The sequence below is a fragment of the Streptomyces alboniger genome (assembly GCF_008704395.1).
GTDB lineage: Bacteria > Actinomycetota > Actinomycetes > Streptomycetales > Streptomycetaceae > Streptomyces > Streptomyces alboniger.
The window spans coordinates 3,852,973-3,874,387 of the sequence record NZ_CP023695.1; the positions used below are offsets into that span (position 1 = coordinate 3,852,973).

At 68.1% G+C, this 21,415-nt stretch carries 22 protein-coding genes and 1 tRNA gene; 13 read left to right on the forward strand and 10 right to left on the reverse strand.

From position 1 onward, the window contains the following. Positions 1 to 131: 131 nt before the first annotated feature. The 5 genes from CP975_RS17090 to CP975_RS17110 all read right to left on the reverse strand — a co-directional run bounded on the left by CP975_RS17090 (position 132) and on the right by CP975_RS17110 (position 4,242). Positions 132 to 1,034, reverse strand: coding sequence for a DUF1906 domain-containing protein (locus tag CP975_RS17090; RefSeq protein ID WP_150477074.1), 903 nt, complete (start codon positions 1,032 to 1,034; stop codon positions 132 to 134). 52 nt (positions 1,035 to 1,086) lie between these two features. Further along, positions 1,087 to 2,253 carry a lipid-transfer protein gene (locus CP975_RS17095; RefSeq protein WP_150477075.1) on the reverse strand — a complete coding sequence of 389 codons (1,167 nt, stop codon included), beginning with the start codon at positions 2,251 to 2,253 and terminating at the stop codon, positions 1,087 to 1,089. Then, positions 2,250 to 2,687, reverse strand: coding sequence for a MaoC family dehydratase (locus CP975_RS17100; protein WP_055536501.1), 438 nt, complete (start codon positions 2,685 to 2,687; stop codon positions 2,250 to 2,252). The genes CP975_RS17095 and CP975_RS17100 overlap by 4 nt, the downstream gene beginning before the upstream one ends. Beyond that, on the reverse strand, positions 2,684 to 3,598 hold the full coding sequence (locus tag CP975_RS17105) for a bifunctional MaoC family dehydratase N-terminal/OB-fold nucleic acid binding domain-containing protein (protein WP_055536502.1): 915 nt from the start codon (positions 3,596 to 3,598) through the stop codon (positions 2,684 to 2,686). The genes CP975_RS17100 and CP975_RS17105 overlap by 4 nt, the downstream gene beginning before the upstream one ends. 332 nt (positions 3,599 to 3,930) lie before the next feature. Then, the gene (locus tag CP975_RS17110) at positions 3,931 to 4,242 is read right to left on the reverse strand and encodes a hypothetical protein (RefSeq protein ID WP_055529367.1); all 312 of its coding nucleotides are present in this window, start codon (positions 4,240 to 4,242) and stop codon (positions 3,931 to 3,933) included. A gap of 419 nt (positions 4,243 to 4,661) precedes the next feature. Between CP975_RS17110 and CP975_RS17115 the strand changes: the two genes are divergently transcribed. From CP975_RS17115 to CP975_RS17125, 3 genes are all read left to right on the forward strand, one after another. Next, entirely contained in the window at positions 4,662 to 5,540 is an 879-nt protein-coding gene (locus tag CP975_RS17115) for a bifunctional DNA primase/polymerase (protein ID WP_150477076.1), read from the forward strand. Between the two features lie 1,540 nt (positions 5,541 to 7,080). Beyond that, positions 7,081 to 7,209, forward strand: a complete 129-nt coding sequence (locus CP975_RS36245; RefSeq protein WP_281292887.1) for a hypothetical protein — start codon at positions 7,081 to 7,083, stop codon at positions 7,207 to 7,209. Between the two features lie 401 nt (positions 7,210 to 7,610). Next, on the forward strand, positions 7,611 to 8,144 hold the full coding sequence (locus CP975_RS17125; RefSeq protein ID WP_055532409.1) for an NUDIX hydrolase: 534 nt from the start codon (positions 7,611 to 7,613) through the stop codon (positions 8,142 to 8,144). Here CP975_RS17125 and CP975_RS17130 read toward each other — a convergent pair. Continuing rightward, the gene (locus CP975_RS17130; RefSeq protein WP_055532407.1) at positions 8,122 to 9,468 is read right to left on the reverse strand and encodes a helix-turn-helix domain-containing protein; all 1,347 of its coding nucleotides are present in this window, start codon (positions 9,466 to 9,468) and stop codon (positions 8,122 to 8,124) included. The genes CP975_RS17125 and CP975_RS17130 overlap by 23 nt on opposite strands. 114 nt (positions 9,469 to 9,582) lie before the next feature. Here CP975_RS17130 and CP975_RS17135 point away from each other — a divergent pair, with 114 nt between their 5' ends. The 7 genes from CP975_RS17135 to CP975_RS17165 all read left to right on the forward strand — a co-directional run bounded on the left by CP975_RS17135 (position 9,583) and on the right by CP975_RS17165 (position 15,069). Beyond that, positions 9,583 to 9,825 carry a hypothetical protein gene (locus CP975_RS17135; protein WP_055532405.1) on the forward strand — a complete coding sequence of 81 codons (243 nt, stop codon included), beginning with the start codon at positions 9,583 to 9,585 and terminating at the stop codon, positions 9,823 to 9,825. Between the two features lie 185 nt (positions 9,826 to 10,010). Then, entirely contained in the window at positions 10,011 to 10,454 is a 444-nt protein-coding gene (locus CP975_RS17140; protein ID WP_055532403.1) for a glycine-rich domain-containing protein, read from the forward strand. A gap of 69 nt (positions 10,455 to 10,523) precedes the next feature. Next, a complete protein-coding gene (locus CP975_RS17145) occupies positions 10,524 to 11,369 on the forward strand; it encodes a protein kinase domain-containing protein (protein ID WP_055532401.1) in 846 nt (281 codons plus the stop codon). Positions 11,370 to 11,829: 460 nt separating this feature from the next. Next, a complete protein-coding gene (locus CP975_RS35810; protein ID WP_055532399.1) occupies positions 11,830 to 12,876 on the forward strand; it encodes a site-specific integrase in 1,047 nt (348 codons plus the stop codon). An 18-nt stretch (positions 12,877 to 12,894) separates the two neighbouring features. Further along, complete coding sequence (locus CP975_RS17155) at positions 12,895 to 13,701, forward strand: TIGR04255 family protein (protein ID WP_150477077.1); 807 nt, start codon at positions 12,895 to 12,897, stop codon at positions 13,699 to 13,701. 28 nt (positions 13,702 to 13,729) lie between these two features. Then, a complete protein-coding gene (locus tag CP975_RS17160; protein ID WP_150477078.1) occupies positions 13,730 to 14,356 on the forward strand; it encodes a helix-turn-helix transcriptional regulator in 627 nt (208 codons plus the stop codon). Between the two features lie 2 nt (positions 14,357 to 14,358). After that, entirely contained in the window at positions 14,359 to 15,069 is a 711-nt protein-coding gene (locus CP975_RS17165; protein WP_150477079.1) for a hypothetical protein, read from the forward strand. Between the two features lie 188 nt (positions 15,070 to 15,257). Here CP975_RS17165 and CP975_RS17170 read toward each other — a convergent pair. Continuing rightward, a tRNA-Ser gene (locus CP975_RS17170) sits at positions 15,258 to 15,344 on the reverse strand. Between the two features lie 74 nt (positions 15,345 to 15,418). Beyond that, the gene (locus tag CP975_RS17175) at positions 15,419 to 16,879 is read right to left on the reverse strand and encodes a S1C family serine protease (protein ID WP_055532395.1); all 1,461 of its coding nucleotides are present in this window, start codon (positions 16,877 to 16,879) and stop codon (positions 15,419 to 15,421) included. 194 nt (positions 16,880 to 17,073) lie between these two features. Here CP975_RS17175 and CP975_RS17180 point away from each other — a divergent pair, with 194 nt between their 5' ends. The 3 genes from CP975_RS17180 (at position 17,074) to CP975_RS17190 (ending at position 19,794) form a co-directional block, all read left to right on the forward strand. Further along, complete coding sequence (locus tag CP975_RS17180; RefSeq protein WP_055532393.1) at positions 17,074 to 17,955, forward strand: glycerophosphodiester phosphodiesterase; 882 nt, start codon at positions 17,074 to 17,076, stop codon at positions 17,953 to 17,955. A 53-nt stretch (positions 17,956 to 18,008) separates the two neighbouring features. After that, on the forward strand, positions 18,009 to 18,626 hold the full coding sequence (locus CP975_RS17185) for an ATP-binding protein (protein ID WP_150477080.1): 618 nt from the start codon (positions 18,009 to 18,011) through the stop codon (positions 18,624 to 18,626). A 190-nt stretch (positions 18,627 to 18,816) separates the two neighbouring features. Further along, a complete protein-coding gene (locus CP975_RS17190) occupies positions 18,817 to 19,794 on the forward strand; it encodes a DUF5926 family protein (RefSeq protein WP_055532389.1) in 978 nt (325 codons plus the stop codon). 216 nt (positions 19,795 to 20,010) lie between these two features. Here CP975_RS17190 and CP975_RS17195 read toward each other — a convergent pair whose 3' ends face one another. After that, entirely contained in the window at positions 20,011 to 20,550 is a 540-nt protein-coding gene (locus tag CP975_RS17195; protein ID WP_055532387.1) for a hypothetical protein, read from the reverse strand. Positions 20,551 to 20,605: 55 nt separating this feature from the next. Continuing rightward, on the reverse strand, positions 20,606 to 21,283 hold the full coding sequence (locus tag CP975_RS17200; RefSeq protein ID WP_055532385.1) for a bifunctional DNA primase/polymerase: 678 nt from the start codon (positions 21,281 to 21,283) through the stop codon (positions 20,606 to 20,608). Positions 21,284 to 21,415: the final 132 nt, after the last annotated feature.

Consider the following 21,415-nt stretch of genomic DNA (forward strand, 5'->3'; position numbering starts at 1 on the left):
AAGCCGTGTCCGCCTCAGGTTGTACGAGGGGTGCCGGCCCCACCTCCTACAGGTGGAGGAGGCGGAGCGCACCCCCGAGTGGTCATCCCTGAGAACCGCCCCGGCGCACGGCCCCCGGTGGCCGGATTCCGCTAGCCGATGCGCGCCACGGGGGCGTGCATCAGATTGCGGTCGATCACCATCGTGCGACCGCCGTGCCGCTCCTTCACGTTCCCCGCGTACTGGTGGATGCGCCGTCCCGGGTTCCACGCGTCCTGCCGCAGTGAGGGCTCGCGGTACAGGTGCGGCCGGGTGTGCCAGCGCGCGAACCACATCACCGCCGGAAGGTCCCGCACGCCCGCCCGCCGGGCCAGCTCCATGTGCCGCACACCGGAGTCGGCGCTGCTGTAGAAGCCGGGGACGTAGCCGAGCCTGCGCACCTCGCGGTCCCAGGCCCGTACGAAGGACAGCGTGGTGTGGGCGCACGCCTTCTTGCGGTGGGCGTACGCCTCCATGTCCAGATAGAGCGGGCTGCGCGTCCGGATGCCCATGGACTCGGCCCTGCGGACCGCGTCGCGTGCCTCCCGCGTCCCCTGGCTCCAGGGGTGCCGTCCGATACGCACACCCTTCTTGTTCTGCGCGATCACGCAGGGCGACTGCGAACCCACGTACACCGGCAGCACCCGCCACCCCATGCCGTCCACCGTCCGCATCCAGCTCCGGCTCAGGTGCGGCTGTCTCTTGCAGGCCCGGCCGCGCCCTCCGTAGTAGACGCCCACGGCGCCGTACTGGGAGTTCTGCCAGCGGCGCATGGTGTCGACGGACGGCGCGATGCAGGTGTCGAACGCCCGACCTCGGAAGGCCGGCGCCCTGACCGCCAGATCGGCGGGCTCCGTGAAGGTCGCGGGGACGCCGGGCACGCCGGGCACGGTCGCGAGGTCGGCGGGAGAGGGGTCGGTGGAGGCGGCCGCGGCGCCCGGCGGGGACGCGGTCATATCGAGGGTCAGGACCGCCAGCGCGAGGACCAGTCCAATGATCAGCTTTTGGAGACGCATACGGCGAGTGAACGTCCCCGAGGCTCGTACCCGGCCGGGACACGCACCGCATTCATCCGTCCGACCCCAGAATCAACCCCGATGTGGGAACGCCCGTACCCGCCGTCACGAGAGTGTGGGTGACGCCCGGTATCCGGTTCACCGATGTGCCCCGTATCTGCCGGACGGCCTCCGCCACGCCGTTCATCCCGTGCAGATACGCCTCCCCGAGCTGTCCGCCGTGGGTGTTCAGGGGCAGCCGCTCCTCGGCGACGAACCCCGCGGCCTCGCCCGGCCCGCAGAACCCGAACTCCTCCAACTGCATCAGCACGAACGGCGTGAAGTGGTCGTAGAGGATGCCGACGTCGATGTCGGCCGGTGCCAGCCCCGACGTGCGCCACAGCTGCCGGGCCACGACGCTCACCTCGGGCAGCCCGCTCAGATCGTCGCGGTAGAAGCTGGTCATCTGCTCCTGCGCCCGCCCCGCCCCCTGGGCCGCCGCCGTGATCACGGCGGGGGGACGCGGGAGGTCACGGGCGCGCTCCCGGCTCGTGACGACCACGGCCTGCCCGCCGTCCGTCTCCTGACAGCAGTCCAGGAGCCGCAGCGGCTCGGCGATCCAGCGCGAGGCCGCGTGGTCCGCGAGCGTGATCGGCTTGCCGTGGAAGTACGCCGCGGGGTTGGTTGCCGCGTACTTCCGGTCCGTCACGGCCACATGACCGAAGGCCTCCGGTGTCAGCCCGTACGCATGGAGGTAGCGCTGGGCCGCCATCGCCACCCAGGAGGCGGGGGTCAGGAGGCCGAACGGCAGGGCCCAGCCGAGCGCCGCGCCCTCCGCGGACGGTTCGCGCCGCTGCACTCCGGAGCCGAATCTGCGGCCCGAACGTTCGTTGAAAGCGCGGTAGCAGACGACGACCTCGGCCACTCCGCTCGCCACCGCGAGGGCCGCCTGCTGGACGGTGGCGCAGGCCGCTCCGCCGCCGTAGTGGACGCGGGAGAAGAAGGACAGCTCGCCGATGCCGGCCGCCTGGGCGACCGTGATCTCCGGGTTGGTGTCCATGGTGAAGGTGACCATGCCGTCGACGTCGGCGGGAGTGAGCCCGGCGTCGTCCAGCGCCGCCCGCACCGCCTCCACCGCCAGCTTCAGCTCACTGCGGCCGGAGTCCTTGGAGAACTCCGTCGCCCCGATCCCGACGATCGCGGCCTTTCCGCCGAGGGCGTCGCGCGTACGGACGCTCATGCGAGGCCCCCCGCGGGCAGCGTCACGCTCACGGTGCCCGTGACGTGCCTGCCGATGCCGTTGACCCCGATGACCTTGACGGTGGCCGTCTCGCCGCCGGGGGAGGCATTTCCGGGGGAGGCGTCCCCGGGGGAGACGTCGACCTTCTCGACCGTGCCGGTCAGCACCATGGTGTCCCCGGGGTAGTTGGGCGCGCCGAGCCGTATGGCCACCTTGCGCAGGACCGCCGCGGGGCCGAAGTGGTCCGTGATGTACCGGCCGACGAGGCCGTTGGTCGTCAGGATGTTCATGAAGATGTCCGGGGAGCCCTTGGCCGCGGCCAGCTCCGCGTCGTGGTGGACGTCCTGGTAGTCGCGGGAGGCGATGGCCCCGGCGACGATCAGGGTGCGGGTGATCGGGATCTCCAGCGCCGGCAGTTCCTCACCCGGCCTCATCCCCGCGCCCCCCGCGTGCTCTCCCCGGCCCCGTCGTCCAGCGCCCTGAACAAAGGCAGCTCCAACTCCTCGTCCACCCGCCGGAACGCGAGCCGCACCGGCATCCCGATCCGCACCTCGTCGTACGGCACCCCGATGACGTTGCTGACGATCCGCACACCTTCCGCCAGCTCGACGAGCCCCACCGCGTAGGGAGGGTCGAAGGCCGGGAAGGGCGGATGGTGCATCACGACGTACGAATAGACCGTGCCCTCCCCGCTCGCCTCGACCGTGTCCCACTCGGGCGAACCGCAGGCGTTGCAGCCGGGCAGCCAGGGGAAGCGGAGTTCGCCGCAGCCGACGCAGCGCTGGATCAGCAGCCGGTGCGCGGCAACGCCCTCCCAGAACCCCGCGTTGTCGCGGTTGATCACCGGGCGGGGGCGCTTGCCCTGGGGCTTTCGTGGCGCGGGCGCGTACTTGAGGATCCGGAAGCGGTGCGTCCCGGCCGGCTCACCGTCCGCCCTGACGTCCATCCGCGTAGTGATGAAGTGGCCCGTGCCGAGCTTGGTGGTCTTGCGCTCCGACACCGACTCGATCACCGCGTCGAAGGTGATCCCGTCGCCGGGGCGCAGCGCCCGCGCGTACTCCTGCTGGCAGTCGGTGGCGACCACCGCGGTGTACCCCGCGCCGTCGAGCAGCGCGAACAGCGCGTCGTACGCCTCCGAGCGCCCCTCGTGCCCGGAGAGGCCGCCCATCGTCCAGGCCTGCAACATCGTGGGCGGAGCGATGGGGTCCGCGCCCGCGTACGCGGGGTTGGTGTCGCCCATCGCCTCGCACCAGTGCCTGATCATCGGTTCGTTGACCGGGTCCTTGCCGCGTCCTGCCTCCGCCGCCGCCAGCCCCTCGAACGCCTTCAACTCCGCGTACGGGATGTCTCGTACAGCACCCGCACGGTCCTCGGGGCCGCTCCCGCTCCCCCCGCCACCCGCCGCACGGCTCACCGCCGCCCCCTCCGCCTCGCACCTGAAAGACTTTCTGACTGTCCGTCAGAAAGTGGGCCGGTGTCAAGAGATCGCATAGAGCGCAGAGGTCGCATAGTTCGCAGAGATCGCACCTGCGACCGGCGAAGCAGGACCCCTTCCCGGGGAAGCAGCCCCCCGGACACGGCTGTGCGGCGACGCCGAAGCGCCGCCGCACAGGACCCCGTCACACCCCACTCACGAACCCCGCGGAGCCGTCCCGAGCGGCTCCAGGGGTTCTCGGCTCACCAGAGTTCGGAGAAGTTCACCGCGAGGTTCTCGTTGGACTGGTCGAGCGCCGTGAACGCCGAGCCGTTCACCTGAGCGGTGTTGTTCTGGTTCGAGGCGCCGCTGCCGACGGCCTGCTGCTGCGTAGTGGTCGAGTTGCCGTGGTTGTTACCGCCGACACCGCTGCCGTTCACGGTCGCCACTCCCGCGTTCGATCCATTGTTCGCGAAGGCGCCGTTGTCGGCCATCGCCACACCTGAGAAGAGCGCGGCGGCCAGCGGCAGGGCCGCGGCGGCTGCGATGACGCGAGCGGTGCGAGTGCTTGCCATGTCTATTCCTCCAGAACGGGAGGTACGCGCCGGCGATGAGCCGGAGGTACCAGGAAAAACGGTTTGTCCCAAGGCGGTTGGCCGACCGCTCCCGGGGTGCTGCACGACGTCGCGGCCTCAGAGTTGCCCACCGAATCCCCGGCGAACCACCCCGGAAGCCCCGATTCCCTCGCAAGCGTGAGGACATGTCGATAAACATTCCTCGCCTCACGAACACCCGGATCAGCCCCACGCGACGCACTCGCGCCCCGCCTCTCGCCGCGGTCGAACCCGGCCGCCACCGGCGGCGAAGCGTTTCAGCCGACCGTCATCGACATCCTTGAGAAGGGGGCGCTTTTCCTCTTCAGGCCCTCTCCGTTCACCCCACTCGGGACTCGACCCCCCTTCCCTTCTTCGAACATGTGTACGAGCATGAAGTCATGGCCACCATCGACCGCCATGCCTCCACCCTCGCGCTCGCCCACGCCCTGTCCGCCGCCGAGCGGCGCCTCGCGGTGATCCCGCTCTCCCGCACCAAGCTCCCCGCCCTGCGCTCCCCCCATCACGACGACCCCGGCACGGCGGGGCCCTGCCACGGCGCGTGCGGCCGCCTCGGCCACGGGGTGTACGACGCGTCGACCGACCCGCGCCGCGTCCGCGAACTCTTCGCCGCCGCCCCCTGGGCCACCGGTTACGGCATCGCCTGCGGACTGCCCCCGCACCACCTGATCGGCGTCGACCTGGACACCAAGTCCGGCGCGGACGCCTCCGCGGCCCTGCGCGAACTGGCGCTGCGCCACCTCTTCACGATCCCCGAGACCGTCGTCGTGACCACGCCCAGCGGCGGCCGGCACATCTGGCTGGCGGGCCCGCCCGACACCGTGGTCCCCAACTCGGCGGGCCGGCTCGCCCCCGGCATCGACATCCGGGGCGCGGGCGGCTACCTCGTCGGCCCCGGCTCCCGCACCGAACACGGCGTCTACGGCACGGTCCCCGGCACCGCCCAGCTACCCCCCGCCCCCTGCCCACCCGCGCTGCTGCGCCTGCTCACGCCCCCACCCCGTGCACGGCACGCGGCGCCCCCGCAGGCTGCGCCCGAACCGGCCCAACAGGGCCACGGACTCGTACAGTTCGTCCTCGCGGCGCACGAGGGCCAGCGCAACACCCGTCTCTTCTGGGCGGCTTGCCGCGCGTACGAGAACGGCATCGGCGAGACCCTGGCCCCCCACCTCACGGACGCCGCCCTCCGCGTGGGCCTCACCCACCGCGAGGCCCGCTCCACCATCGCCTCGGCGGCACGCCTCACGGGGCACGCGTAAGGGGCGCCCGCAATAGCGAACGCCCCTTACAGACTGGCGGTGGGTGTGGGATTTGAACCCACGGTGACATCGCTGCCACGACGGTTTTCAAGACCGTCCCGCCGGACACCGGAAGAGCCCCACTGACCTGCCCATTGGCCAACGTGTCAGCCACATGCCACCCCTGTGGCCCACGCATGGCCCACAGGGGCTGAAGACGGCCCCGGTACGCAAGCAGCGGGGAAGCTAGGGCTCGTCCGCCGACCCCCTCTGGTCAGTGCGCCCTTCCCGGCACAGCCACTGCCCCAAGGGCACAGCCACAGCCACGACGCCGGCCGCGGTCCCGATCGGCGCAGCAAGCCCAGGCACAGCGAGGACGAGGACCACGACAAGCAGCCCTACGCCCCCAATCCCAGCCACGACCGCCCTGCGACGACTCCACGGCTTACGAGGCTGCACGACGGACCGCACCGCAGCCCGTTCGACTCCGCCCGGAGTTGAGGCCCCGGGCTCAGTCGGTACTGTCATTACTGACCTTTCTCGCGCTAGGGAATAGGTCAGGGCGGCTCCCGTGCCAGCGGGGGCCGCCTTTCTTGCGTCGCAGCCACGCCACCCATGTCGACATGGTGGCAGGCGGTTAACCAACGTCAAATCTGGTTATCCACAAGCCCTGTGGACAAGCGCTCCATTACTGTGCGTAAATGCCTGGAACTTGTGCACAATCCTGGGGAAGAGCCGGTGGAAAAGCCCACAGAACTGTGGATACATGCGACCTGACCTGCGGCTTTAGTCTCCTTACGCTGTGGATTGAAAAATCTCCACCAGTCGCACAAAGATTTACTCGCAGTCATTCGGAACTCTTGATTCCACCCTTATATCTATACGCGTAGATACGCAGGGTGAAAATTTTTCACTTTACCGCCAGACACTGACAAGCGGAATGCCGTCTACCAGTTAGTGAACTCCCGAGGTTCTCCAACACGGCCGGACCAAGGTGACGCCTGACGGTGGAACGACACGTGCTTCGGAACGGCCTCGGAGAACCGACCCACCTACGACTGGAGGCAGCGTGCCCCTCTCCCACTACGCTGGTGTGCACCACCTGAGATCGGAGAGTGCTCCACGGATGGGGCCGAAGTCGACGAAGGCCTACAAGAAGATCCTTCGTCCTGCCGCCTGAGAGTGAGCCCGATGCCTGGGGCGAAGTCCTCGTCTCCGAGAGCCACGCCAAGGTGGGAGCGGGTTGGACAGACAACGGCAAGTCACACGATGAACGAGGGCTCAAGCACCGTGGGTGCAACGCCGTCCGCGCGGTACCGATCCCTCCGGTCTACGTGCGGATGGTGCGCTCGCACATCGAGCGCTTCGGCGTGGCTCCTGATGGTCGGCTGACAGGGCAGCCAACGGCGGACGGATCAGGTCGACCGAGTACTGCGAGATCTGGGAGGAGGCCCGCAAGGCCGTCCTCAGTCCGCAGGAAGTAGAGACCGAGCTGGCTGACGTTCCGTACTGCCTTCGCCATGCCGCGATCTCTCTGTGGATCAAACGCGGCGTGGGCCCCGTGGAGGTCGCCTACCGGGCAGGCCACAGCGTTGCAGTGCTCTACCGCTTCTACGCCAAGATCCTCAAAGGCGGCTCGGCACACGCCAACCGCCTCATTCAGGAGGGGCTGGAGGCTGAGGACGAGTGAAGAGCCTGGCCCACGTATGGCCCACACGCACTGGTCAGAGGCGGTACACACCCGATTCTGGGTGAGACAGGGTGAACAGAAAGGGCGCGATCCCCAACGGGATTCGCGCCCTCTGACCTGCTAGTTCTCTGACCTGCAAGCGGTGGGTGTGGGATTTGAACCCACGGTGACATCGCTGCCACGACGGTTTTCAAGAGGGCTGTGGTTCAGGGAACTGCACACCATGTGCCCTGGCCTTTCCCCTCCCTGACTGCGTCTACGGGCCGATAGTGGTCCACACCTGGTCCACCGGGCAGCGGCCACGGACAAGATGTCGCTGGCTACCTCCCGGGCCTGCCGAACTCGCGTACGCACCTCTACCGGTCTGAGATCCTGGAGTCCGATCGAGAGGGGCGGCAGGCATGGAGTGGAAAACCCACGGGGAGCGGCAGGTTTACACCAACAAGTGGGTGAATCTCTGTCTGGTCGATGTTCAGCAGCCTGACGGGCGCAGGTGGGAGTATCACGTCGTTCGCCTGCGTCACCTGGCCGTGGCGGCCGTGGTGAACGCTCGCCAAGAGGTCCTGATGATGTGGCGGCACCGGTTCATCACGGACTCTTGGGCCTGGGAGCTGCCCATGGGCCTGGTCGAAGAGGGTGAGAGCCCTGAAGAAGCGGCGGCTCGCGAGGTACTGGAAGAAACGGGCTGGCGCCCCGGCCCCATCAAGCCCTTGATCTACGCCGAGCCGGCCAACGGGATCACCGACTCACAGCATCACGTCTTCCGTGTGGAGGGAGCCGTCTACGACGGGCCGCCCACCGAGAAGAACGAGTCGGACCGCATCGAGTGGATTCCCCTCTCAGAGGTGCGGGGGATGATCGACCGCCGTGAGATCCGAAGCAGTGGCTCGCTCGTCGGCCTGCTGTACCTGCTCATGGATGAAGGGGTCCGCTGACCGGTGGGAGAAGCTCCCGTAGCCGCGCTTCGAAAGCGAGGGCTACGGGTTCCTTCCTGTGCGGGGCCAGCTGGTCGTAGAACTCCCTGAGGTGGCTCGTCACTCGCTCTGAGGCGACTGCGGAGGCGGGCTCCAGCGCTTGTGTGGCGGTGTGGCACGCCTGGTCGAGCTTGCCCTGGTCGAGCTGTGTACGGGCAAGCCAGAACGAGTGAAATGCCCGACCGCGTTGATTGGTGTGGGCCTCACGCCGCAGAGCGTCCGCGATCAGGGGTTCAGCGGTCGCGGCCTCGCCCAGTCGTCCGTGTGCGATGCCCGTGTCCACGATCAGCTTCGTCTCATCGAAGTACGTCACCCATGACGGGTCCGGGTCGCTCGTCCGGATCTGCTCGAAACGGCGGTGCGCCTCCTTCATCGCCCGATGCGTGGACTCCCGGTTGCCAAGCGTCGCGTGGGCAAAGGCTTCTCGCATCGACAGCATGGAGAGGACGCGGGGGGTGGTGTCGAGCGCTGAGCGGGCCTGGTCCTGAGCGGCTGCCACGAGGGCCAGAGAGTCGGCAGGCTTGTCCTGGTACGTGCCCTGCAAGCTCATGCACGCCAAGACATTGGCCATGAACTGCCGGTCGTCGATCTCCTTGGCCAGTTGCAGGGCTTCGGTGAAGTACAGGCGAGCTTGGTCGTACTGACGCGCGTCGAAGTAGGTCCATCCGGTGAGACGTGCCAGCTCGGCGGCGATGCCGTACAGACCGCTCTGGATCGACGGACTCCGGATCTCCTTCAGGAGGCCGACCACATAGCGGAGTTGCCCGACGATGGCCGGTCGTAGTGCTTCTCCGCCGTGCTGGTCGTCTCGTCGCCAGTAGTCCTCGATGGAGGAGCGAAACGCCGCAAGGGTCGCCGTGTTGAGGCTTGTACGGGTGGCCAAGACCAGGATGCTGTCCACATCGGCACCGGGCAGCGACATGGCGTTTTGCTGGCCCGGTCCCTGCCCAGGCGTTTGGGGCAACGCTCTCTCGGTGGTCGCCAGGGCCTGAGGCGTCTCCCAGGCCCGGCGGGTGAGTCCGAGCATGTGTCCGGGGATGCGCAAGCCATCCGCGATGCGCTCGACGACATCCATGTGGAGCAACTGACGGCGCCCCGCGATGACTTCGCCGACACGGCTTGGCGTGAGGTCGCACCGCCTGGCGATCATCGAGGGGTAGATGCCTGCCCTGGTCTTGACCAGTCGAAAGACTCGGGCGAAGTCTCGCGCTCGACACGCGTCGATCATCTCGGGATCGGTGAGCAGCCGGGCAGGCAGTTCCTGCGGCCGGTCGGCGTCGGGCATTGGGCAAGCTCCCACACTGCGAGGGCTACGCAACGTCGTTGGGTCTCTACGTGCCGCGATATTACCCAAGTTGGGTAATCAGCCTGGCCTTTTAGCCGCCACCTCGCCTTCGCGATGCTTCTCTCCATGGCGAAGAACCAGCAGACCAGACCGGGCATCGGTGAACTGGCGAAGGACAACGCCAAAGGACGCGTCGGCGTTGTCATGGCGATGATCGGCGGTCGTGTGCAGATACGGCCGGTCGGTGGTGGCAAGGAGTGGGATGCCATGCCGGACGACGTGGCAACCCCCAGCGCACGCGAGGAACTGAGCGTCCGCCTGGCCGTCAGGGCTGGCAGTGGCTGGGTGAAGCGGTGATCCGCACAATCGGCCGCTACGCGGGGATTCTGTTCATCGTCATGATCAGCGGGTCGTGCGGCCTGGTGATCGGTATGGCTCTCAGCATGAGCCAGTAGACCGGCCGCCCCGAACGGGTGCATTACTCGGGCTCCCCCCGCCCGTTCGGGCCGGCCATCCATGCACGGCAACACGAGGAGATTCGCATGACAGCAACGGCGAACGACCTGAGGTCCGGCCGCGCGGTGGCTGGTGAGGAGCTGTTCGAAAGCCTCGCTCACTTTGTGGCTGTTCACAACGGGCAGTCACCCGAGCGTGCGAGGAAGATCGCGGATCAGGCGGTGGCCTTCCTGGTCACTGCGGCCAACGCCACGATCCCCATGGTTCCGTCGGACGACGTGGACTTCGGCCTGCACGCGCTCATCCTGCAAAGGAAGGAGTACGCCGACCTGTGCCAGCGGTACGCGGGTCGCTTCCTGCACCACAACCCGAAGCCGGGAGGCGGAGGCCGCGACGCGGAAAAGGTCGCTGCCTCGGCACGTGCCATGAAGGCCGGCGGTTTCGTGGTCTTCGATGAACTGTGGACCGTGGACGGCGCGAACCTCGCGCAGTGCGACTCGGACTGCGGCCGACCGTACGGTCAGGCATAGCTCACGGCAGTAGGACGCGGCTGGCGGTAACTCACCGCTGGCCGCGTCCACTTGGAAGGAGACAAGACGTTGTCCGGGTCACCCCCTGAACTCCCGATCGTGGTGCTCGACGCACTCATGCCGACGGCTCAACGTCTCGTGGCGGATCGCCGTGGCTCCATGGTGTGGGAAGTTGAGAGCTGCCGGGGCCGTTACGCGGTGAAGGTCGGGCACCCGATCGAGGCGACGGCCGATTGGCCTGCCCAGCCCTGGACCGCGCTCGCGCCCGCGCGTGAAGGGGCCGTGATGTATCGGCTGGGCCGCGCTGACTTCGCATACGGCGAGTGGGAGCACGGAACGTGGAATCTCCAGCCGTGGCATGAAGGACCGGATTTGCATCGGCTTTGGGAGCCGTGTCGTAGATCCGACTCCTCTGCGCCACCGGACTCCAGCGTGGCACTCGGTTGCGTGATGGCGCTGGCCGACCTGCACGCCAAGGGGTGGGCCCACGGTGACGTGCAACCCGCTCACTTCATCATCGGGCCGGACGGGACGCAGCTCATCGATCTCGCCTTGGCTCGGGGTGGTGGACAGATGCCCAAGGGATACGACTTCCCGTTCCGCGGTTGCCTGGTCCACTACGAAGCGCCCGAGATCGCGCGCAGTGTGCTGGCGACAGGGGAAGCCGAACCCACCCAGGAAGCCGACGTATACGCGCTCGGTGCCTCGCTGCTCATCTCCGCCACGGGCTGGCGGGTGATGGAGTACCCGGACGATGCTCCTCGCTCAGTGCAGAGAGAAGCCGTGGCGAAGGGTCGGCGTCGACCTGTGAAGGTGCCTGGCGAACTGGGCGGGCTGATCGACTCGATGCTCAGCCAAGCGCCAGAGGACCGGCCCACCATCTTCGAGGTGGGAAAGGCTCTGAGCTGCCTCTGAAGCGCCGGTGCACCTGGCGCTGCTCACCCGCTACGACGACGTAGCAATGACCGGACCACCCCTCAGCCTGGACAGCATTCCGGGTGGTCCGGTCGCGGAAGCCCTGATCAGGACCCCGGTGCCGATGGTACCGGGGCGGTCGGCGTGCTCGAATGCGGGTACGACTCCAACCCCGGTGCGCAGTACGCGATTCGGGGAGGATCAACGATGCGGTGGGACGGACTTGGGCCCCGTTCTGACCTCAGCCACCGAAAGTCAGCCACGACGGCGGGACGGACGAACGAGCACCCGTCACGTATGTCTCCCGCAACCCCGTGCCGGTCTCAGCCACGCTGCTTCCATACGTCACGGCCCGCGCCCGTGGCCCACTTGGCCGTTGCCCACGCGCCTCGGCACCGGGGGCTCTTCGTGGTGTGGCTTCAGGGGCCACATGACCTAGGGCCGGTGGGCGGTGAGTGGCGTGGTGGAGCTGGCGTATTTCGGCTTGGCCCTGGCGCTCGGAGTGGTCGGGTTGCTACCTGGTCACACTGCCCGCCTTGACTGGATCGGCCGGAAGTCCGTGGACATCTCGTCCCTGAACACGCCGACGGTCGTGCGGCCTGCCCTGGACGCGCTTGCCCACAGGATGGACGGGACCGCTGCGGCGGACAACACGGTGAACCGCAAGGTGCCCGTGTTCAGCAACTGCCTGCGGTACGCGGTCGAGCTGGACCGCCTGCCCTCGCTTCCCCTGGCCAAGGTGGACTGGACAACACCCGAGAATGACGACGAGATCGACTTCCGATACATCCCCGGCCCGGCCCTGGCCCGCGAGCTGATCGACCCCGTGGGCGAGCAGAACGACCATGGTCGGCACCTCAAGGCGTTCTTTGGGTGCCTCTACTACGCGGCCACCCGTCCAGGTGAAGCCGTGGGTCTCCGCGAGTCGGACTTCACTCTGCCTGAGGAAGGCTGGGGCCGAGTCATCCTGTCGTCCAGCTCCCCTCGCGTCGACTCTGGCTGGACCGACTCCGGGGAGTCCTACGACTCCCGAGGCCTCAAGAAGCGCGCCCGAAAGGCCACCCGCGAGGTACCGATCCCGCCGGTCCTGGTCCGTCTGATCCGCGACCACATCGCGGAGTTCAGCACGGCCGAGGACGGCCGACTCTTCCGCGCGGCCCGTGGCGGCGGCCTCCTGAGCAAGGAGTACGGCGACGTTTGGAAGGCTGCTCGTCGGGCCGTCCTCACCAAGCAGGAGGTCAAGACGCCCCTGATGGACTCCGCGCCGCGTGCGTCTCCCTCTGGCTGGAGTCCGGGGTCTCCCCGGCCGAAGTCGCCCGCCGCGCGCCGGCCACAGCATCGCCGTGCTGCTCCGCTTCTACGCCAAGGCGATCCACGGGCACCAGGCCCGGCCGTCCGCAGAACCCGACTATCAGGCGACTACGTAAAGATCAATTCACTCGATCGCGCTCGACATTCAGACCAAAAGGGCAGATGGCCGAGAGTCGGTTGTCGTTCTGGTTTCTAGGCCGGTACCTTGTCCAGTATGAGCGAGCGCGAAGTGTACCCCAACTCACCACTGGCGCTGGTCGCCATCGAGGTGCGACACCCCACTGCGGCGCCCCTCAGCAGCACCCAAGAAGCTGAGATCAAGAGGGGTGTCGCTTCGGTGACCCCTCTGTCGAAGCCTGCCCACGTTCAAACAGTCACCATCACAGCCGGATTGAACCTGGGCAAACCCGATGTAAGCACGCAGACATCACCTCGTTTCATGAGCCGCGACAAAGCACTCTCCGTCACGTTTCGCGACGACGCTCTCGTAGTCGAGACAACTCGGTATGAACGCTACGAAGTCCTGCGCAAGCTGGTCACCTTGGCTTTGAAGGTACGGCAGAATGTGGCGCCAGTCGACGGAATCGAGCGCGTCGGAATTCGCTACATCAACGAGGTGCGAGTTCCATATGTCGAAACACCGACAAATTGGCAAGACTGGGTGCGGCCTGCCCTATCGGGGCCGACCACGCTAAAAACACCGACTGGGCTCGATCTAAATTCATGGCAGGGCGTAACTCTGTTTGGTGACCCAACCCAGGAGGCATCACTCGTACGACATGGCCTACACGAAGGCTACGCCGTAAACCCGGGCGGCGACCTCCGCCGAAAGACACCCCCACCCGGCCCTTTCTTCCTCATCGACATCGATAGCTTCTGGCTCTCCACAGAAGAGACGCCTGCGGCGACTCCAGAGAACACCCTCACCTGTCTAGATAGGCTTAATACGTCCGCGAGAGAACTATTCGAATCCGTAATTACCGATCGCCTTCGAAACGAGGTTCTCCGCAATGGAATCTAATTCGCACTCGCAGACGAAATCCAGCACCATGGCTTCCACCGAACTCGTTGAACTCCAGCCCGAGGTCGCCTCGCCGCCTACCCGACCGATCGAGAGTATCGAGGTCGGAGACCTTGCAGACCGAACCGGCTCCCTCCGCTCCCGCACACGGTTCACCCACGAGGACGCAGCCGAGCTCCACCGCGATGTCCTGTTCACCGAGTGGCAGCAACTGACCAGCACAAGAGGCAAGCTGGCGCCAGCAGCGATGCTGGAGCAGATCGCGGAACTAGGCTTCTCCTGGCGCGACGTAGCCCGCCTCCTCAAGGTCAGCGTGCCGGCAGTTCAGAAGTGGCGCCGAGGCGAGGGCGTTACCGGCCCAAATCGTCTCAACATCGCCAGCCTGCTGGCAATGTGCCAGATGCTCGCTGAGCACTATGCCGTCCAAGAAGTGGCCTCATGGTTCGAGATGCCCCTTACGTCCAAGTGCCCCGTCACTCCTATGGACCTCTACGCAACCGAGCGACAAGATTTGATCTTCGACTACGCAAGTAGCCACGCCGACGTAGAGCAAGTACTCAATGACTATGACCCGGACTGGCGCGAGCGGTACGCTTCGACCTTCGAGGTTTACGAGGCCGCCGATGGCGATCTCGCTATCCGTCCGAAGGAATAGCGTTGGCGTACCAGCTCGAAGCACCGCAAGAGTGGGATCACCTCTACCAAGCACGCGGCGATGATGTCAATCTCTACCGCCCTTTCTTGACTGGCGACGTTTTCCGCGGAGTCCCGACAGTCGATTCAGCCGGCGAAAAGAAAAGGGACGTCATCCTTGTTCAGCACCCATGCAGTCTGCGGATAGCTGGCGTGCACTTGGTGCCTAAACTGCTCGTAGCGAAGGTCCAGCAGTTTCCGGTAGTCGAGCGCGAAGACTGGACCGGACATGTGCGAATAATGCCCCTGCCGGAGCTTCGCCCCGAGGAGAAGAATGCCAAAAAGCGTCACTTCTCCGCCCGCTTCGAGGACCTCTTCATCGTGACACCTGAGCAGCTATCGCAAGGGGTGAGGCACGCCTGCATGAGCCCCCTAGGCATCAACACGTTAATGCAGCGATGGGTGTTCAACTCCACCCGAGTCACCGTTCCGACAACAACCTTCCACGAACGCAATGCCGCGGTGTTCGAGGAAGTAGACCTCATCGAAGAATGGTGCGAGGAGCGGGCAGAGACCATGGACCCGGTAGATGCTTCCGCCGAATGCGCGGCCTGGCTTCGGCAACCGAGCGTGGAGGGTGGTGTGTCCCGCCAACTCGCCCTACGCGAAGCCCAGCAGCGCAGTTCGATTCGACGTCAAATGCGCACGTACCTCAAAGCCACACCCCCTGGTTGATGCACCATCAGTGGAGGAGACCCATGGCTGACCATCCCTCTGGCCGGACACGGGGTGGCCCACGCCTGGTCCACACACCATGATCCAAAGTGGCACACGGGCGGGTCAGGGTTGAGACAGGACCGCATGACGAAGGGGTGCCCCTGGTCGGGACACCCCTTCTAATCAGCACCTCGGCTGACCTGCTGCGGTGGGTGTGGGATTTGAACCCACGGTGACATCGCTGCCACGACGGTTTTCAAGACCGTTCCCTTAGGCCGCTCGGGCAACCCACCCCGCGCCGTCCACCGGGAAACCGGTACGGCGCGGGGACAAGACTAGCGGGTTGGTCCGGCGGCGGAGCAGGGGATCAGCTGTCGCCCTTGCGCTGGCCCAGGGTCACGTCGACCGTGTGCTCCTCGCCGTCGCGCTCGTAGGTGATCTTGACGGTGTCGCCGGGCTTGTGCGTCCAGATCTGGCCGATCAGGGTCGGGCCGCTGTCGATCACCGTGTCGTCCAGCTTCGTGATGACGTCGCCGGGCTTGAGGCCCGCCTTGTCCGCGGGGCCGTTCGGAGTGACCGGCTCCGAACCGCCCACGCCCTCCCGGGAGATCGTCGCGCCGTCCGAGGAGTCCTGCTGGAGCGAGACCGAGGCGCCGATCACGGGGTAGACCGGCTTGCCGGTCTTGATCAGCTGCTGGGCGACGTACTTCGCCTGGTTCACCGGGATCGCGAAGCCGAGGCCGATGGAGCCCGACTGGCCTGAGCCGCCGAGGCCGCCGCTGTCGGCGGGCTTGATCGCGGAGTTGATGCCGATGACCGCGCCGCGCCCGTCCAGGAGCGGGCCGCCGGAGTTGCCGGGGTTGATGGACGCGTCGGTCTGGAGGGCGCTCATGTACGAGCTCTTGCCGCTCTGCCCGCCGTCGCTGGAGGTCACCGGGCGGTTCTTGGCGCTGATGATGCCCGTCGTGACGGTGTTCGAGAGGCCGAAGGGGGCGCCGATCGCGATCGTCGAGTCGCCGACGGCCACGCGGTCGGAGTTGCCGAGGGGGAGCGGCTTCAGGTCGCCCGGGGGGTTCTTGAGCTTCAGGACGGCCACGTCGTAGCCCTCGGCACGGCCGATGACCTCGGCGGCGTACTTCTTGCCGTTGGAGAACGTCACCTGGAGCTTTCCGCCCTCGGCCGCCGACGCCACCACGTGGTTGTTGGTGAGGATGTGGCCCTGCTTGTCGTAGACGAAGCCGGTGCCCGTGCCGCCCTCGCCGCTGCCGCTCTGCGCCTCGATGGTGACCACGCTCGGCAGCGCGTCGTTCGCGATCTTGGCGACCGAGCCCGGTTCGCGCTTCAGGTCGGCGGGCGTGTCGGCCGCGGAGACCGTGGTCGAGCCGGTGTCGTTGTCGTTCCGCTCGGCTGCCCAGTAGCCGACGCCGCCGCCGACACCGCCCGCGATCAGGGCGGCCGCGAGCATCCCGGCAACAAGACCGCCGCGCCGACGGCCGGGCTTCGGGTCCTGCGGCTGGTACGAGGCGCCCCAGCCGGAGCCGGCGCCCCCACCGGAGGCGTACGACGGCACGGCGGGCGGCGGCGGAGGCGGCCAAGCGCCCGAGCCGGTGGCGGTCGCGGTGGTGGTGGGGGCATCAGGACCGGCGCCAGGACCGGCGCCAAGGGCGGCGCCCGTGCCCGCACCGGCACCCGTACCGGCGGAAGCCTGCTCGGAAGCGGCAGAAGGGACGGAGTGCGCGGCGTCGGCGGAAACAGCGGGAGCGTCCACCGGCACGGGAGGTGCGGACGGGGCCTGGGGTACCTCGTTGCCCTCGTTCTCGGTGCTCACAGCTCTTCTCCTCGGTCCATGCTGTCGTGGGTGACGTTCTCGGTCACGGCCTGGCTGCGCCAACTGTGCATCTGTCCGCAGTCAGCTTTTCCCATCGGCTGTCAGGGCACCATAAGCCGAGCCTGTGCGTCCGGCGCTCTGGGACGCGACCCTCCGGCGAGCCTTCGGGTACCCCGTGATGGCACCATGACGCGGTGACCCTCGCACGACAGCACCAGATCCAGGTCGTCGCCCACCGCGGAGCCTCCGAGGACGCCCCCGAGCACACGCTGGCCGCCTACGAGAAGGCGGTCGACGACGGGGCCGACGCCCTCGAATGCGATGTGCGGCTCACCGCGGACGGCCACCTCGTCTGCGTCCACGACCGCCGCGTCAACCGCACCTCGAACGGCCGCGGAGCCGTCTCGGCCCTCGAACTGGCCGATCTGGCCGCCCTCGACTTCGGCTCCTGGAAGCGGCACCACAACGAAGCCGAGGAGGGGGAGGGCCCCGACTGGGAGGGCTCGGAAAGTTCGGAGGGCTCGGCAGGCTCGGCAGGCTCGGGCCTCAGCGCGGACACCTCCGTACTGACCCTGGAGCGGCTCCTCGAACTGGTCGCCGACTCCAACGCCTCGGGCCGCCAGGTACGGCTGGCCATCGAGACCAAGCACCCGACGCGCTGGGCGGGCCAGGTGGAGGAGCGCCTGCTCATGCTCCTCAAGCGCTTCGGTCTGGACGCGCCGCCCGCCGACGACCCCTCCCCGGTACGGGTCATGAGCTTCTCGGCGCGTTCGCTGCACCGCGTGCGGGCCGCGTCCCCGACGCTGCCGACTGTCTATCTGATGCAGTTCGTCCTGCCCCGCCACCGCGACGGGCGCCTCCCGGGGGGCGTGCGCATCGCGGGCCCCGCGCTGCGGATCGTGCGCAACCACCCCGGCTACGTGGCCAAACTGAAGCGCGCGGGGCACCAGGTGCACGTCTGGACCGTGAACGAACCCGAGGACGTCGAACTGTGCGCCGAACTCGGCGTCGACGCGATCATCACCAACCGCCCCAAGCAAGTGCTGACCCAACTGGACCAGCTGGGACTCCGGTAACTCCCGTTACAGGGAGTGCACCGGCGCGTTCGGTCCGTATTCGATCGTGACGAGTGCGTCACCGGAGGGGGATTGGCCGGTTTCCGGTCCAGTCCATTGGGGCATCCACACCGTGGCGTGGGGCGAAGGAGGTCTCGGGGGTGGCGTTGGTGGTGGCACGGGAGGTGCCCACGTCGTCGAGCATGGCCGTTCCCCATGGCCCTGCGGGCGTGGGGGAAGCAAGGCACCGGATGCGTGATCAGTTGCGCATCGGCGGAGTGTCCGAGTCGGTCATCGACGATGCCGTACTGATCCTGTCCGAGTTGCTCAGCAATGCCTGCCGGCACGGCAGGCCGCTGGGGCGCGGGATGGTCGGCGACGGTGACGTGCGAGCGGCATGGCACGTCGACAAGACAGGCCGACTGACGGTCGAGGTGACGGACGGCGGCGGCCCGACCCGCCCGGTTCCGGCCACGCCGTCGGTGACGGCGCACGGCGGCCGCGGGCTCAACATCATCACGGCGCTCGCCGACACCTGGGGCGTGCGCGACGACGTGCACGGCGAGGTCACGGTCTGGGTCGTCGTCCAAGCGGGGCACCGCCATGAGGATTTCGCTACGCGCGTCGCCGCCCCGTCGGCGGCCGCACTGTCGGACCTCGCCTTCGCGGACCCCTTCGACGATATGGACTGACGGGATGGACTGACGGGATGGACCGACGTCATCGGCTATCGACTGAAGCGCGGTCCCCGCGGCGGGCGGCACGGCACCACCCGGCGGGGAGTAGGCCGCCGCATGTGCATCCCGGCGGCCCTGTCACCAACGGCTAGGCTCGCGCCCGTACGCAAGTGAGCACGAGAGCCGCAGCCGGGAGACACCCAAGATGGCCAAGAAGCGCCCCCAGACCAAGGGCAAGCAGCAGCCGCAGCTCAAGGGCGGAGCCGACGAGAACTATCCGGCCGTCGGCGCCCGCGAACCCTGCCCCTGCGGCTCGGGCCGCCGCTACAAGGCCTGTCACGGCCGGGCCGCGTCGCACGCGGTGGCCGAGCTGGTGCAGCGCCCCTTCGAGGGGCTGCCCGGCGAGTGCGACTGGGTCGCGCTGCGCGAGCTGGTGCCCGCCGCCACCGTCGAGTTGACGCTCAAGGACGGGCTGCCCGAGGGCGTCCCCTCGGTCACGCTGGCGACCGTGCTGCCGATGGCATGGCCCGCGCTGCGCCGCGACGACGGCTCGGTCCTGCTCGGGCTCCAGAACGACACCTCGTCCGGCGACATCAGCCGCGACCTGGCCGACACCCTGCGCCGCGCTCTGGAGGCCGAGCCCGGCACGCCGGTACAGGGCCGCCGCGCCCCCGCGGACGGGCCGCGCCTCCAGGATCTGCTCGCCCCCGAGGCGCCGTTCGAGCCGGAGGTGCACGCCGGCTTCGAGTTCTGGGTGCCGGACTCGGAGAACGCGACCCCGGAGGTCTCCGCCTCCCTGGAGCGGGCGAACGCCGCCGCCGTCCCGACCGTGAAGCTCACCGGCGTGGACGCCGCGTACTGGTGCGAGACGCCGGAGAAGAACCACCTGCGATGGGTCATGCCGCATCCCGAGGAGCAGCTGCTCGACGCGCTGGCCCGGCTGCACGCGGCCGGCACGTCGAGCCTCGGCGAGGGCACCCGCCTCGTCGGCTCCTTCCGGGCCCACGGTGTGATCGTGCCGGTGTGGGACCTGCCGAGCGGTGTCGGCGCCGACGACGTCGAGAAGCCCGCGGCCGAGTTCGCCGAGCGGCTCGCGGCGGCGCTCGCCTCGGACGCCCCGCTGACCGCGGACGAGCGCCGGGCGCGCGGTGGCCTCACCAACCGCCAGGTCACGCTCAGCTGAGGCGATCGAGCCACGAACGGCTGACCCACCAGTCAGTCGGAAGGGATGCGTGACTCCTGTCACAACTCCCCGTACCCGCAGGTAAATCCCTGTCCGGATAACTGAGATCGAATTTGCCGTGAGCCGATCTCTTGTTACCGTTCAGATAGCCCGGTTGCTGGTGCATCCCCCGTCGCCAGCAACCGGGCCCTTCCATGTCCGGGCCCGGTTCAGGGCTCAACTGCCGTGTGTGGGCGCTGAGTTGCTCCCCGAGCGCAGCAGCAGTCCGTCCGACTCCCGCGCCGCGAACTCCGCCACCGCCGAGTACGCGGCCGCCTCGCCCGCCGACCGCTCGCGCGGCGTCTCGCACACTCCCGGCTCGTCCCCCGCGTCCACCGCGCAGTGCATCTGTACGGTGCGCCCTCGCGGCCCCATCTGGGTCAGTACGCCCTTCAGGTCCTCGCCGGTGGCGTTGCGGTAATAGGTACGGGCCCAGGTCTCGCGGCCCTGTGTGAGGACACAGGTCTGGGCTTCGATGCCCTCGGGGGAGGAGAGTTCCGGACCGCACCGGGATACCGCGTCCGTCCCCGTCTCCGTCTGCGGCTTCGCGCCCGAGCCGGACCGCGCGTCCGGAGAACTGTTCGAAGGGGCGCCCGCGGGGGCGGGCAGGGGCGACTTCGCGTCACCGTCGCCGACCGGCCCCGCGGATGCGCCGGCGAGCGGCAGAACTACCGTGGCGGCCACGACGCCCAGAAGCACGATCAGGCGGGGTTGCATGGGCCGAACATAACGACAGTTGGCACGCGGCCCGTTCGCCGCGCGCCCATTTCCCCTACAACTCGGGTGCGCTCACACCCGTACGAGTGAGAGCGTCGACGACGGCGTCCACGACCGCCTCGACGTCGGGCACCCAGGGGGCCGCCGAGCCGGGCAGCGGGGCACGCTCCCAGCGGACAGGACCCTCGCCCGTCCCGGAGGGGGGCAGCGCGAGATAACCGCCCTCTCCGTGGAAGCGGAGCGAGCCGGGGACGTAGTCCTTGGCATAGAGAAGCTCGCCCAACTGGGCCAGGGAGTACGGGGCGACGAGCACGTAGAAGCGGCTTCCGGTGGCGACCACGGGGCCGAGCCTGATGCCCGCCTCGTCGAGTGCGGCCAGCGCGCGCCCGCCCGCGTCGACGGGCAGGCTGACGGCGCACGGGGCGCGGCCTCCGGTGGCGAGCACCACGGGGGCGCCCGGGCGGTTGCCCCACCACCAGCGGATCATCCGCTCGTCAGTGGTCGCCGCGAGGAGTCCGGGGTCGAGGGGGTGCGCGCCGGGCACCACGCAGTCGGGGTCCGGGCAGGCGCACCGGCTGCCGTCGCGCCGGTCGAGGCCGACTCCTGGCAGTACGGGCCACCGCCACTCGGTCGCGAAGGTCAGGGCCGCGCCGAGCTGTCCGGTACTCCGGCCGGGCTTCCTCCCCATTCGCCAGGACAGGAGCCTGCGTCGCCTTCCGAGGATCTCGCGCATGAGCGCTCGTTCCTTTCCGTTGCACGCCGGCGTTTGACGCCGGGGAGACTGCGGGCCACATCACACCATGCGTGGATCTCTTCACCCAGGTGTGGATCACTTCGCTGTACGTACGAGCTGGCACATCCGACC